Below are 13435 nucleotides of genomic sequence, written 5' to 3'. Positions count from 1 at the left end.
GCAAGAACAAGCCAATCGGCTGTTGCTTGCCGCTGAAAACTTGCCGCTGCTAATTCATAGGCCTGCGTGGGCGGCGATGGCGGCGGCGATGGCCAGGGCCAGCTCTTCGGGTTTGCGCTTGATCGAGTAGTTGGTCAGTTCCGGGTGGCTCTCGACGAAGCTGGTATTGAACTGGCCGCTACGGAATTCCGGGTTGCGGAGGATTTCCTGGTAGTAGGCCGCAGTGGTCTTCACCCCTTGCAGACGCATGTCGTCGAGGGCGCGCAGGCCACGGTCCATGGCTTCTTCCCAGGTCAGGGCCCAGACCACCAGCTTCAGGCACATGGAGTCGTAGAACGGCGGAATGGTGTAGCCGGTGTAGATCGCCGTGTCGGTGCGCACACCAGGGCCGCCGGGAGCGTAGTAACGGGTGATCTTGCCGAAGCTGGGGAGGAAGTTGTTCTTCGGGTCTTCGGCATTGATGCGGAACTGCAGGGCAAAACCACGGTGGTGGATGTCTTCCTGCTTGACCGAAAGCGGCAGGCCCGAGGCAATGCGGATCTGCTCACGGACGATGTCGATGCCGGTGATTTCCTCGGTGATGGTGTGTTCCACCTGGACCCGGGTGTTCATCTCCATGAAGTACACCTCGCCATCGGCGAGCAGGAACTCCACGGTGCCGGCGTTCTCGTAGCCCACGGCCTTGGCCGCGCGCACCGACAGGTCGCCGATATAGGCGCGCTGTTCCGGGGTCAGTTGCGGGCTCGGGGCAATCTCGATGAGCTTCTGGTTGCGCCGCTGGATCGAGCAGTCGCGCTCGAACAGGTGCACCACGTTGCCAAAGCTGTCGCCGAGGATCTGCGCCTCGATGTGCTTGGGATTGACGATGCACTTTTCCAGGAACACTTCCGCCGAGCCGAAGGCCTTGGTGGCCTCGGAAATCACCCGGGGGAAGGCCTGTTCCAGTTCTTCACGGCTGTTGCAGCGACGAATGCCGCGGCCGCCACCGCCGGAGGTGGCCTTGAGCATCACCGGGTAGCCGATGCGATCGCCTTCGGTCAGGGCTTCGTGGATATCCGCCACGTTGCCTTCGGTGCCCGGGGTCACCGGCACGCCGGCCTTGATCATGCTGCGGCGGGCTTCGGTCTTGTCGCCCATGCGCCGGATCACTTCCGCCGACGGGCCAATGAACTTGATCCCGCGTTCGGCGCAGATATCCGCCAGCTCGGCATTTTCCGAGAGGAAGCCATAGCCGGGATGCAGGGCATCACAGCCGGTTTCCACCGCCAGGTTCACCAGCTTGCGCGGGTTCAGGTAGCCGGCCAGGGGCTCGGCACCAATGCTGTGGGCCTCGTCCGCACGCTTAACATGCAGGGCATGGCGATCGGCGTCGGAGAAGATCGCCACCGAACGTATGCCCATCTCGGCGCAGGCACGCACGATTCGTACGGCGATCTCACCGCGGTTGGCAATCAGGATCTTTTTTATCACTTGGAGGTTCCCTTGAGCCGTTGACACAAACGACCCGCTAGACCGAGTCGGCGCGTGACCAAATGTTTCAAGCCAGTCGCAGCGACACACTAGCTCCGAGGAGGGATTAACAAAAATCAATAATTATTGGGCTGGTCATAAGTAAAGACTTATAGTCGCTTCACCACCCCTTGGCGCGAGCCCTGAAGAAATGCGTAAGTCCCTGATGAGGCTGACTTTGCGTCAGCTACAGATCTTCAATGAAGTCTGCGATCTGCGCTCCTACAGCCGCGCCGCCGAGGAAATGGCCCTGACCCAACCGGCGGTGAGCCTGCAGATTCGCCAGCTGGAGGAGCTGATCGGCCAGCCGCTGTTCGACTATGTGGGCAAGAAGCTCTACATGACCGAGGCCGCCGAAGCCCTGCAACGGGCCAGCCGGGACATCTTCGGGCGCCTGGAAAACCTCGACATGCAGCTTTCCGACATGCAGGGCTCGCTGCAGGGCCAGCTCAAGCTGGCGGTGGAGTCCAGCGCCAAGTACTTCGTGCCGCACCTGTTCGCCGCGTTCAAGCGCCAGCACCCGGAAGTGCACCTGCAACTGACGGTGGTCAATCGGGCCCAGGTGATCCGCCGGCTTTCGGACAACCGCGACGACCTGGTGATCATGTCCATGGTGCCCCAGGACATGGAGCTGGAGTTCTTGCCCTTCCTCAACAACCCGATCGTCGCCGTGGCCCCGCCGGATCACCCCCTGAGCCATATGGGCGCGCTGCGCCTGCAAGACCTGGAGCCCTACACCCTGGTGCTGCGCGAGCAGGGGTCGGGCACGCGCCTGGCCTGCGAGGAATACTTCAAGGAGAAGCGCGTGCACTTCACGCAGATTCTCGAAGTGTCGTCGGCGGAAGCTCAGCGTGAGTGTGTGCGGGCAGGCCTGGGCGTGGCCTTGCTGACGCGCCACGCCCTGAACCTTGAGTTGGCGACCGGCGGCTTGATCGAGTTGCCGGTCGAAGAGCTGCCATTGCTGCGCAGCTGGTGCCTGGTGCAGGCCAAGGCCAAGCGCCTGTCACCTGTAGCCCATGCCTTCCTGGGCTTTATCCGCAGTGAGCGGGTGCAGATCAGCGGGCTGGTTGCGCGCTTTGACGGGAAGCTGCCGGGGCCGCCTGCCAGTAGTTGACGGCTTCCAGCTCGGGGTAATCGTTGAATTCCTGCTGCAGGCGGCGCAGTTCCGAGCGGTGCTCGATCGCACGACGAAATTCCATGCGCCGCTGGTCTTCCTGCTGACGGCGGGTTTTGACTGCGCTGTTGCTGTCTTCGTAAGGCCGGGCCATTTCGAGTCTCCCAATGCGAGTACGGGAGCTTCACGATGGACGTCGGCAGTTACGGTTTGGCGGCGGGTCGGTTACAGGACGATGAACATTCACCGCGCCCGGCAGGCCCGGCTCAATCGTCCAGGGCTTTGACCGCCTTGGGCGACAGGCGCAGGCTGCGCAAGCTGCGCTTGACGCTTTTCAGGTGGTTGACCAGGCTCGGGCCACGGGCCATGGCCACGCCCATCGCCAGCACATCGATCACCACCAGGTGGGCGATACGCGAGGTCAGCGGGGTGTAGATCTCGGTGTCCTCGTGCACGTCGATGGCCAGGTTGACCGTGGACAGCTCGGCCAAGGGGGTCTGGCTCGGGCACAGGGTGATCAGCGAGGCGCCGCTTTCGCGCACCAGGTTGGCGGTGATCAGCAGGTCCTTGGAGCGTCCGGACTGGGAAATGCAGATGGCCACGTCGCTGGGCTTGAGGGTGACCGCCGACATTGCCTGCATGTGCGGGTCGGAATAGGCCGCAGCGGTCAGCAGCAGGCGGAAGAACTTGTGCTGGGCATCCGCCGCCACCGCGCCCGAGGCGCCAAAACCGTAGAACTCCACGCGCTGGGCCTGGGACATCAGGGTCACGGCCCGCTGCAACTCCACCGGATCGAGCTTCTCGCGCACTTCCATCAGGGTGTGCAGGGTGGTGTCGAAGATTTTCAGGCTGTAGTCGGCGACGGAATCGTCTTCATGGATCGCGAACTGGCCGAAGCTGGCCCCGGCCGCAAGGCTTTGCGCCAGCTTGAGCTTGAGGTCCTGGAACCCCGAGCAGCCGATGGCCCGGCAGAAGCGCACGATGGTCGGCTCGCTGATGCCCACGCTGTGCGCCAGGTCCGCCATGGAGCTGTGCATTACGGCCGCCGGATCAAGGAGCACGTGATCGGCGACCTTGAGTTCCGATTTGCGTAACAGATGACGTGACTGGGCGATGTGCTGCAACAGGTTCAAAGGGCTGGACTCATTGTTATTGGCGGGTGCCGGGGATGTAGCGAGCTTGTAGTTATACTACAGGAATCGGCTTTTTGCCCGTTCAATGCATCACTAACTTGCCTGCCTGCCCCCCATTTTCAGCCGGGTACGACTTATGTAGCCCTTGCGGCGCACCGCGTCGGCAGCTACCGGGCCTGAGCCCGCAACAGCAGCGCCAGGCCGTCGGCATCCACCGGGCGGCTGATCAGGTAGCCCTGCACTTCATCGCAGCCCTCGGCCCGCAGGAAGTTCAGCTGGGCCGGCTCCTCCACCCCCTCGGCCACCACTTTCAGCGACAGCCCATGGGCCATGGCAATGATCGCCCGGGTGATTGCCGCATCTTCGCCACCCTCGGCCAGGCCGCGGATGAACGCCTGGTCGATCTTCACGTAGTCCACCGGAATCCGCTTCAGGTAGCTCAGGGACGAATACCCGGTGCCGAAGTCGTCGATGGCCAGCTTCACCCCCAGGTCACGCAGCTGCTGGAAGGTGGCGATGATGTGCTCGACGCTGTCGAGCAACTGGCTTTCGGTCAGCTCCAGTTCGAGAAAATGCGGCGCCAGGCCGGTTTCCTCCAGCACCTGGCGCACCAGGCTCACCAGCTTGCCCTGGCGCAACTGGTGCACCGACAAGTTCACCGACACGCGAATCGGCTCCAGGCCCTGGCGCTGCCACTCACAGGCTTGCAGGCAGGCCTGGCGCAGCACGAACTCGCCAATCGGGCCGATCAGCCCGGTTTCCTCGGCCAGGCCGATAAAGTCCCCTGGCGGCACCCGCCCCAGCACCGGATGCTCCCAGCGCACCAGGGCTTCGGCGGCATTCAGGCGGCCCGTGGCCAGGCACAGCTTGGGCTGATAGAACACCATCAGCTGGTCTTCCTCGATGGCCTTGCGCAGCTGGTTCTCCAGTTGCAGGCGCTCCAGGGTGCTGGCCTGCAAGCTCTCGGTGTAGAACTGGAAGTTGTTACCCCCCAGGTGCTTGGCATGGACCATGGCCATGTTCGCCTGGCTGATCAGGGCCGGAATCTGCCGCGCGCTGTCGGGCAGCATGCTGATGCCGATCGAGGCACTGACCACCAGCTCATGGCCTTCGACGGTGATCGGCAGGCGCAGCTTGCTCAGCAACCGGGTCGCTACCCGGGTCAGGCTCGACAGGCTGCCGTAGGCATCGAACAGCACGGCGAACTCGTCCCCGGACAAGCGGGCGATGGTGTCGGCCTCGGGCAGGGCATTGACCAGGCGCCGGGCCATTTTCTGCAACAACTGGTCAGCCACTTCATGACCGAGGCTGTCGTTGAGCAGCTTGAAGCGGTCCAGGTCGATATGCAGCAAGGCCAGGCTGCGACCGCCCTGGCGCACCCGCTGGTGAGCCTCGCGCAGCCGTTCACGGAACAGCGAACGATTGGCCAGCCCGGTGAGCTCGTCATAGTGGGTGAGGTAGCGCATGCGCTCCTCGGACTCACGGCGAGCGGAAAGATCGGCGAAGAAGCCGACGATATGCCGCACTTTCCCCCGCTTGTCCCGCACCGCATTCAATTGCAGCCACTGTGGATACAGCTCGCCGCTCTTGCGGGTTTCCACCAGCTCGCCCTGCCAGCTGCCGTACTGCTCCAGGGCCTGGTGAATCAGCGGGTAATGCCGACGGGCGTCGCGACTGCAGGGCAGTTCCACCACATTGCGCCCGAGCATGTCTTCGATCTGGTAGCCGGTGACCCGGCTGAAGGCCTGGTTGGCGGCGATCAGGGCATAGTCCGGATCAAGGATGACAATGCCCTCGCTGGCCGCCTCGAACACCGTGGCCGCCAGGTTGCGCTGCACTTCCTGCTCCTTGTCGGCGCTGATATCGCGCCGCGTGCCCACCATGCGCAGCACCCGCCCATCGGCCGCGCGCTCCACCGCTCGGCCCCGATCCTCGACCCAGACCCAGTGCCCATCGCCGTGACGCACCCGGTACTCCACCTGGTAATCCTCACTGCGGCCCTTGAGGTGTTCCACCAGGGCGCGCTTGAGCAGCGGCAGGTCCTCGGCGTGCAGGCGCGGCTTGAGATGGCTGAGCATCGCCGTGACGCCCTCGGGCTCCAGGCCGAACAGCTCCTTGAGCTGGGTGTGATGGACTTCGTCGGTTTCCAGGTTCCAGTCCCACAGCCCCAGTTCACTGGCGCTCAGGGCCAGGGCCAGGCGTGCCTCGCTCTTGCTCAGGGCCTGGTTGGCGGCGTCCAGCTCCAGGCTGCGCTGCACCACCCGCTGCTCCAGGCCGACCTGGGCCTGGCGCAATTGCTCCTCGGCGCGGCGGCGCTGTTCAACTTCCCGGGCCAGCTCGCGGTTGAGCTGCTCGCTGCGAGCCTGGGCGTCCTGCAGGTGCTCGATCAGCGCCTGGTTCTGAAAACGCCGCAACAGGCCGCCCTGGATCAGCCGGTTGACCTGCCAGGCCACCACACTCAGGGACACCAGCAGAATCAGTCCCAGCCAGCCCCAGCCGCGCTGTTGTTCGTCGCCCCCCCAGAACAGGTAGGCGATGGCCGGCAACAGGCAAGGCAAGGTGAAGGAAAGAAAGGCCTGCAGGCTGACCGCATAAGCCACGCTGGCAGAGAGGATCGCCGCGCCGATCAGGCCGAACACCCAGGCCTGCTGCAAGAAGCTGTCGGTGGGCACCAGGGCGATACCGGCGCAGGCCAGGGTCAGGCCGCTGACCGTGGAACCCAGGAGAAACATCCGCTGCCACACCGGCTGCGCCTGCCGACTGGGAATCGCCGAGTCGAACGCCGCCACCTGGATCACCCGCAGGGCCACCAGGGCCAGCAGCCAGACCATCCAGATGCTGAGTAACAGATAGCGCGTCGGGTTCCACAGCAACCAGGTGCATACCAGGCCATTGAGCAGCATGAACAGGGTCGGCAGCAGCGAGCCCTGATACAGCAGGCGTGTACGCTCCACCGCCATCTCGACGGCGTAGCGCTGACGGATGACCCGCAGCTCGACGAAGGGCCCGGACAGGTCGGGGTTAAGGGTCATAGGCAGTGTTCTTATAATGGTTGAGCCTGAAACGTCGCCGGAGCATACACAAGCGCAGGCGCGAGCCAAACTGCTCCAAGTCATAAAATCGATAAAACTGCGCGCCGCTCATCCACCGCGAAAGTGCCCGGGCAAGAAGCGCCAACCGCTGCGGCCCGTGACCGGCCGGTCGTCCCCCACCGCTGTTTTATCGGCTAATGCACTGCCGGGTTTGCCCGGGGTGGCGTCGCCCCCTAGAATGCGCCGATGCGCGATGATCTCTCTCTCCTGTTGAATTCCCTCAACGATGCCCAACGCCAGGCCGTAGCCGCCTCCGTGGGTCGTCAGTTGGTCCTGGCCGGTGCTGGCTCCGGCAAAACCCGTGTGCTGGTGCACCGTATCGCCTGGTTGATCCAGGTCGAAAACGCCTCGCCGCACTCGATCCTGTCGGTGACCTTCACCAACAAGGCCGCAGCCGAGATGCGCCACCGCATCGAGCAACTGCTGGGCATCAACCCGGCAGGGATGTGGGTCGGCACCTTCCACGGCCTGGCCCACCGCCTGCTGCGAGCCCATTGGCAGGAAGCCGGCCTGAGCCAGACCTTCCAGATTCTCGACAGCGACGACCAGCAGCGCCTGGTCAAGCGGGTGATCCGCGAGCTGGGCCTGGACGAGCAACGCTGGCCGGCCCGCCAGGCCCAGTGGTTTATCAACGCGCAAAAAGACGAAGGCCTGCGCCCGCAGCATATCCAGGCCAGCGGCGACCTGTACCTGGCCACCATGCGTGGCATCTACGAAGCCTACGAGGCCGCCTGCCAGCGCGCCGGGGTCATCGATTTCTCCGAATTGCTGCTGCGTGCCCTGGACCTGTGGCGCGATCACCCGGGCCTGCTGGCGCACTACCAGAAGCGCTTCCGTCACGTGCTGGTGGACGAGTTCCAGGACACCAACGCCGTGCAATACGCCTGGCTGCGGTTGCTGGCCAAGGGCGGTGACAGCCTGATGGTGGTGGGCGACGACGACCAGTCGATCTACGGCTGGCGCGGGGCGAAGATCGAGAATATCCACCAGTATTCCGCCGACTTCCCCGACACCGAAGTGATCCGCCTGGAGCAGAACTACCGCTCCACCGCCGGCATCCTCAAGGCCGCCAACGCCCTGATCGCCAACAACACCGGGCGCCTGGGCAAGGAGCTGTGGACCGACGGCGGCGACGGCGAGGCCATCAACCTGTACGCCGCCTTCAACGAGCACGATGAAGCCCGCTATGTGGTGGAAACCATCGAAAGCGCGCTGAAGACCGGCATGGCCCGCAGCGACATCGCCATTCTCTACCGTTCCAACGCCCAGTCCCGGGTGCTGGAAGAGGCCCTGCTGCGCGAGCGCATTCCGTACCGCATCTATGGCGGCCAGCGCTTCTTCGAGCGCGCCGAGATCAAGAACGCCATGGCCTACCTGCGCCTGCTGGAAGGCCGTGGCAACGATGCGGCCCTGGAACGGGTGATCAACGTGCCGGCCCGGGGCATCGGCGAGAAGACCGTCGAGGCGATTCGCGAGCACGCGCGCCACAGCGATGTATCGATGTGGGAAGCCATGCGCCAGCTGGTGGCCAACAAGGGCCTCACCGGCCGTGCCGCCGGCGCCCTCGGGGCCTTTATCGAGCTGATCGAGAACCTCGCGGCCAAGACCCTGGACATGCCCCTGCACCTGATGACCCAGACGGTGATCGAACAGTCCGGTCTGATTGCCTACCACGAGGCGGAAAAGGGCGAGAAAGGCCAGGCCCGAGTGGAAAACCTCGAGGAACTGGTGAGCGCCGCGCGCAACTTCGAGAACAGCGAAGAGGACGAAGACCTGACGCCGCTGGCGGCCTTCCTCGGCCATGCCTCCCTGGAAGCCGGCGATACCCAGGCCGACGAGCATGAAGACAGCATCCAGCTGATGACCCTGCACAGCGCCAAGGGCCTGGAATTTCCCTATGTGTTCCTGGTGGGCATGGAAGAGGGCTTGTTCCCGCACAAGATGAGCCTGGAAGAACCCGGCCGCCTTGAGGAAGAACGGCGCCTGGCCTATGTCGGCATCACCCGGGCGATGCAGAACCTGGTGATGACCTACGCAGAAACCCGCCGCCTGTATGGCAGCGAGACTTACAACAAGGTGTCGCGTTTCGTACGCGAAGTGCCCAAGGGGCTGATTCAGGAAGTGCGTCTGTCCAACAGCGTCAGCCGACCTTTCGGCGGCGGCCAGTCGCAAAGCACCAGCAGCCTGTTCGGCGGCACGGCGATTCCGGAGACTGGCCTGAGCCTGGGCCAGGCGGTCCGCCATTCGGTATTCGGCGACGGGGTGATCCTCAACTTCGAAGGCGCCGGCGCCCAGGCCCGGGTCCAGGTGAACTTCAGCGAAGGCAGCAAATGGCTGATGCTGGGCTACGCCAAGCTGGAAGCCATCTAACCTCACTGGCGAAGATCGGCTCCAGGGCCTCTTCGCCGGCAAGCCGGCTCCTACAGGTCAGTGCAAAAAGGGCAGCGCGAACATGGGTTCAGGCTTTTTTTCCTCGTGGACATTCTGGGCCCTGTTGTCGGCGGTTTTCGCCGCATTGACGGCGATCTTCGCCAAAGTCGGGATAGAAAACGTCAATTCCGACTTCGCCACCCTGCTGCGCACCTGCGTGGTACTGGTCAGCCTGGCCTTGATTTTGTACGCAACGGGCCAATATCAGTCCCTGGGATCTATTTCCTCCAAAAGCTACCTGTTCCTGCTGCTGTCCGGATTGGCCACGGGCGCGTCCTGGCTGTGCTACTTTCGCGCCTTGAAGCTCGGCCCCGCCTCGTTGGTGGCTCCTGTGGACAAGCTTAGCGTGGTGTTCGTCGCGATCATCGGCGTGGCGCTGCTGGGGGAGAAACTCGATCTGCGGCAATGGGGCGGAATCGGCCTGATCACGGCCGGCGTGGTGCTGCTGGCACTGCGTCGCTGAACCCTCCGGAACCTGCACCATAACCGCGTCCCCAGGGACCAAAATCCACCGGCGAAGCATCTGCGCCGACAGCGCTGGACCGAGCCTGTCAGGCAAAAGCCCGAAACATTATGCCGCTCGCCACTGTCACTTCACCTGTGCAATATGGCGCGCGTGCAACCACAAATGGGAATCCCCTTTATGAAACGTTTTCTTAGCATCGCCATGGCGCTGTGCATCGGCTTGACGATGAGCCTCGATGCCAACGCCAAGCGCTTTGGTGGCGGCAAAAGCGCCGGCGCGGCGCCTACCCACCAGACCCGCCAGGCGGCACCCGCCGCTCCGGGCGCCCCTGCCGCTGCAGCCACCGCTGGCGCAGCCGGTGCTGCGGGCGCCGCGGCCAAGGCCGGTGGTGCTTCGCGCTGGCTCGGCCCTCTGGCCGGCATCGCCGCCGGCGGCCTGCTGGCGTCCATGTTCATGGGCGGCGGCTTCCAGGGCATGCAGATCTTCGACATCCTGATCATGGCGGTCATCGCGTTCGTGATCTTCCGCTTCATCGCCGCCCGTCGTCGCAAGCAGCAGGAGCAGTTCGCGCCGGCAGGCCATGCGCCAATGCAACGTGAAGCCTTCCAGCCGCAGCCACCTGCCGGCGGTTCGATCTTCGGTGGTTCGGCTGCACCTGCCGCACGCCCCGTGATCAACGCCCCGGCCTGGTTCAATGAAGAGCGCTTCATCGAGGCCGCGCGCAACCACTTCCAGTCCCTGCAGCAACACTGGGACGCCAACGAAATGGACAAGATCGCCGAGTTCGTGACCCCGCAGATGTTGCAATTCCTCAAGCAGGAACGTGCCGATCTGGGCGACGGCTTCCAGTCCACCTACATCGACAACCTGCAAGTGCAACTTGAAGGCGTGGATGATCGTGCCGAGAAGACCATCGCCACCCTGACCTTCAGCGGTGTGTCGAAGACCTCGCGCTTCGACCAGGGCGAAGTCTTCAGCGAAAGCTGGAACATGGAACGCGCCCAGGGCGACAACCAGCCATGGCTGGTGGCAGGTATCCGCCAGAACGGCTGATTCATTCCGCTGTCACAGCAGTAAGGCAAAACCCCGACTCAGGTCGGGGTTTTGCATTTCACGATTGCACTTATAGCGAGCTACTGTATAAACCGCCGTCAAATAAACCGCGCCATAGAAGCTAAGAGGACCCAGGCCGTGGAAGAAGTCATCGAACAACTGCGAGAAGCCAACGAACCAGTACCCGTCCCCCTGGAGCTGCCGGACGAAGACATGCTGGTGGAAATTGAGGAACAGCTGTTCATCAATATCCCGTTCGTCTTCAAGGAGTTCCTGTTGACGGTCAGCGATGTGGTGTACGGCAGCCTGGAACCCGTGACCGTTACCGACCCGCAATCCCACACCTACCTGCCGGAAGTGGCGGCGACGGCCTGGGACATCGGTGTACCCCGCGAGCTGATTCCGCTCTGCCAGGACGGCGACGACTACTACTGCGTCGAGGAAGACGGCACCGTGGTGCTGTGGTCCGGCGAAGAAGAACTGATCACCGAGGAATCCTGGGAATCGGTGTGGCACTGGGCTCGGGACGTCTGGCTGGAAAGCTGAGGTCCTGGCGTTGCCGCCTCATCAGGCCGCAACGCCCGCCAGGCTCGCCAGCACCCTGCTGGCGAGTGGCAGGGTCAATGCCCGCCGTTGTCCTTGCTGTGCTCGAAGGTTTCGATCAGCGCCACCTGCATCCGCGTATGCACGCGGATAAACCAGCGCCAGAGCAGCGCGGCCACCACCGACGCCACCACGGCGATCAGCAGCAGTAGTTCCAGGGTCGGCAAGATGCTCGACGACAACGCCGCCAGCAGCAGGAAAATCACCAGCAGCGAGAGGATCGGAATCACCTCGGCGATCACTCGACGTACCCGCTGGGTATGGCGCCCGGCCATTTCCGCCTTGACCCCCATCTCTGCCAGCAACATCGACAGCGCCTTGAGCTTGCGATAGGCGGCGATCAGGAACGGCAACGACAGCAACAGCGCCCCGCCCCAGATCAGCGCCTTCTGCCCGCCAGGGTCGCTGACCCAATCTTCCAGGTAAGTGCCTATGCGCTGGGCGAAGTAGCCGCCGGAAAAGAAGATCGCCACCACCAGCGCCAGATTCACCCCCACTTGCAGCAGGATCTTGCGGATCATCGACGCCAGCAACGCGCCCTCACCCTGGGGCTGGATGCTGCGCAGCCACTCGCCGTACATGCCCAATACCCGGCTCAAGCGCTTGGGCAGTATTCCCGCGAGCTTGATCGACAAGGGATCGGCACCACGAATCAGATAGGGCGTGAGCAAGGTGGTGATGGCCGAAACCGCCACCGCCACCGGGTAGAGGAAATCGCTGGTGACCTGCAGGGTCATGCCCAGGGCGGCGATGATGAAGGAAAATTCGCCGATCTGTGACAGGCCCATGCCCACCCGCAACGAGGTTCGTCCGTCATTGCCGGCGATAAAAGCCCCCATGCCACAGGACAGCATCTTGCCCAGCACCACCGCTACGCTGATCACCGCAATCGGCCAGGCGTATTGCAGCAGGATCTGCGGATCGATCATCAGGCCGATGGCAACGAAGAAGATCGCGCTGAACAGGTCGCGAACCGGTTCGATCAACCGCTCGATCTTCAGCAACTGCCGGGACTCGGCCATGATCGCGCCAATCAGGAAGGCCCCCAGCACCATGCTGTATTCCAGCTTGACCACCAGCAGGCAGAAGCCGAAGCACAGGCCCAACACGGTAATCAGGAGCATTTCGTTGCTGTCGAATTTCGCCACATAAGCCAACAGCCGTGGCACCAGCAGGATGCCGATCACCAGCGCCACGATCATGAACAACGAGAGCTTGCCCACCGTGGAAAACACCTCGCCGGAGCTCACCGTGCCGCTGACCGCGATGCTCGACAGCAGGGCAATGATGCCGATACCGAGGATGTCCTCGACGATCAGCACACCAAAGATCAGCTGGGCGAAGCGCTCGTTCTTCATCTTCAGGTCGTTGAGCGCCTTGACGATGATGGTGGTGGAGGAAATGGCCAGGATCGCCCCGAGGAACAGCGAATCCATGGTGCTCCAGTCGAACCAGCGGCCGATCTCGTAGCCGATCCAGATCATCAGCACGATTTCCAGGAACGCCGCGATAAACGCCGTGGCCCCAACCCTGAACAGCTTGCGCAGGCTGAACTCCAGGCCTAGGCAGAACATCAGGAAGATCACCCCCAGCTCGGCCAGGGTCTTGATCGTCTGCTCGTCATGAATCAGGCCGAACGGTGGCGTGTGCGGGCCGATGATAAAGCCGGCGACTATATAGCCCAGCACCACCGGCTGCTTGAGCCGGTGAAAGAGCACCGTCACCACCCCGGCCACCAGCATGATCACGGCCAGGTCCTGAATGAAGCTGATGGCATGCATGGCCGGGGCTCTCCTTGAATGCGGGGCGGGGGCAAGCGCCTAAAAAGAAAATTCTTATCAGTAGAAGGAAATATCCAAATAAGGAGCGGAAACTGCCCAGGAATGGCTGTTTTGCAGGTTAACACCGCGACTTCCGCCAGCAAGGCGATGCAATATAAGGAAACAGATCCACCTCAGCGTGACGGCGCGGCCCGCCCCGGCGTCCCGTTATCGATGGTTTGAAAACCCTTGAACCCAGCACCCGCAGAGGTGCT

Annotated in this window: 10 protein-coding genes; 5 read left to right on the top strand and 5 right to left on the bottom strand. The window is 63.2% G+C overall.

Translation table 11 applies throughout. From position 1 onward, the window contains the following. Positions 1 to 54: 54 nt before the first annotated feature. The gene (locus J4P02_RS16375) at positions 55 to 1470 is read right to left on the bottom strand and encodes an acetyl-CoA carboxylase biotin carboxylase subunit (protein ID WP_426192040.1); all 1416 of its coding nucleotides are present in this window, start codon (positions 1468 to 1470) and stop codon (positions 55 to 57) included. A gap of 190 nt (positions 1471 to 1660) precedes the next feature. Between J4P02_RS16375 and J4P02_RS16370 the strand changes: the two genes are divergently transcribed. Beyond that, entirely contained in the window at positions 1661 to 2623 is a 963-nt protein-coding gene (locus tag J4P02_RS16370) for a LysR family transcriptional regulator (RefSeq protein WP_426192038.1), read from the top strand. Here J4P02_RS16370 and J4P02_RS16365 read toward each other — a convergent pair. The 3 genes from J4P02_RS16365 to J4P02_RS16355 all read right to left on the bottom strand — a co-directional run bounded on the left by J4P02_RS16365 (position 2565) and on the right by J4P02_RS16355 (position 6788). Beyond that, positions 2565 to 2777 carry a PA3496 family putative envelope integrity protein gene (locus J4P02_RS16365; RefSeq protein ID WP_426192036.1) on the bottom strand — a complete coding sequence of 71 codons (213 nt, stop codon included), beginning with the start codon at positions 2775 to 2777 and terminating at the stop codon, positions 2565 to 2567. The genes J4P02_RS16370 and J4P02_RS16365 overlap by 59 nt on opposite strands. Before the next feature lie 112 nt (positions 2778 to 2889). Further along, positions 2890 to 3756 (bottom strand): transcriptional regulator HexR, encoded by an 867-nt coding sequence (gene hexR, locus J4P02_RS16360; RefSeq protein WP_426192034.1) that lies wholly within the window; start codon positions 3754 to 3756, stop codon positions 2890 to 2892. Positions 3757 to 3923: 167 nt separating this feature from the next. Then, complete coding sequence (locus J4P02_RS16355; RefSeq protein WP_426192032.1) at positions 3924 to 6788, bottom strand: EAL domain-containing protein; 2865 nt, start codon at positions 6786 to 6788, stop codon at positions 3924 to 3926. A 246-nt stretch (positions 6789 to 7034) separates the two neighbouring features. On the opposite strand from J4P02_RS16355, the gene uvrD reads away from it, so the two are divergent. The 4 genes from uvrD to J4P02_RS16335 all read left to right on the top strand — a co-directional run bounded on the left by uvrD (position 7035) and on the right by J4P02_RS16335 (position 11343). After that, positions 7035 to 9218: a DNA helicase II gene (gene uvrD, locus J4P02_RS16350; protein WP_426192030.1), complete on the top strand. Its 2184-nt coding sequence runs from the start codon at positions 7035 to 7037 to the stop codon at positions 9216 to 9218. An 82-nt stretch (positions 9219 to 9300) separates the two neighbouring features. Next, complete coding sequence (locus J4P02_RS16345; RefSeq protein WP_426192028.1) at positions 9301 to 9741, top strand: EamA family transporter; 441 nt, start codon at positions 9301 to 9303, stop codon at positions 9739 to 9741. A 180-nt stretch (positions 9742 to 9921) separates the two neighbouring features. Beyond that, positions 9922 to 10797 carry a Tim44 domain-containing protein gene (locus J4P02_RS16340; RefSeq protein ID WP_426192026.1) on the top strand — a complete coding sequence of 292 codons (876 nt, stop codon included), beginning with the start codon at positions 9922 to 9924 and terminating at the stop codon, positions 10795 to 10797. Between the two features lie 138 nt (positions 10798 to 10935). Continuing rightward, on the top strand, positions 10936 to 11343 hold the full coding sequence (locus tag J4P02_RS16335) for an SMI1/KNR4 family protein (RefSeq protein WP_426192024.1): 408 nt from the start codon (positions 10936 to 10938) through the stop codon (positions 11341 to 11343). Between the two features lie 74 nt (positions 11344 to 11417). Here the strand turns inward: J4P02_RS16335 and J4P02_RS16330 are convergent, their stop codons facing one another. Beyond that, on the bottom strand, positions 11418 to 13181 hold the full coding sequence (locus tag J4P02_RS16330; protein ID WP_426192022.1) for a cation:proton antiporter: 1764 nt from the start codon (positions 13179 to 13181) through the stop codon (positions 11418 to 11420). Between the last annotated feature and the right edge of the window lie 254 nt (positions 13182 to 13435).

This window comes from Pseudomonas sp. NFXW11 (assembly GCF_049887815.1).
In the GTDB taxonomy this organism is placed as follows: Bacteria; Pseudomonadota; Gammaproteobacteria; order Pseudomonadales; family Pseudomonadaceae; genus Aquipseudomonas.
The sequence above is the reverse complement of the archived record's forward strand: the minus strand, read 5'-3'. Positions and strand labels throughout refer to the sequence as shown.

What these genes read in the sequence shown, in the direction of transcription:
- J4P02_RS16370 (WP_426192038.1), top strand. Translation starts at nt 1,661, where the DNA reads ATGCGTAAGTCCCTGATGAGGCTGACTTTGCGTCAGCTACAGATCTTC.
- J4P02_RS16365 (WP_426192036.1), bottom strand. Translation starts at nt 2,777, where the DNA reads ATGGCCCGGCCTTACGAAGACAGCAACAGCGCAGTCAAAACCCGCCGT.
- J4P02_RS16355 (WP_426192032.1), bottom strand. Translation starts at nt 6,788, where the DNA reads ATGACCCTTAACCCCGACCTGTCCGGGCCCTTCGTCGAGCTGCGGGTC.
- uvrD (WP_426192030.1), top strand. Translation starts at nt 7,035, where the DNA reads ATGCGCGATGATCTCTCTCTCCTGTTGAATTCCCTCAACGATGCCCAA.
- J4P02_RS16345 (WP_426192028.1), top strand. Translation starts at nt 9,301, where the DNA reads ATGGGTTCAGGCTTTTTTTCCTCGTGGACATTCTGGGCCCTGTTGTCG.
- J4P02_RS16340 (WP_426192026.1), top strand. Translation starts at nt 9,922, where the DNA reads ATGAAACGTTTTCTTAGCATCGCCATGGCGCTGTGCATCGGCTTGACG.
- J4P02_RS16330 (WP_426192022.1), bottom strand. Translation starts at nt 13,181, where the DNA reads ATGCATGCCATCAGCTTCATTCAGGACCTGGCCGTGATCATGCTGGTG.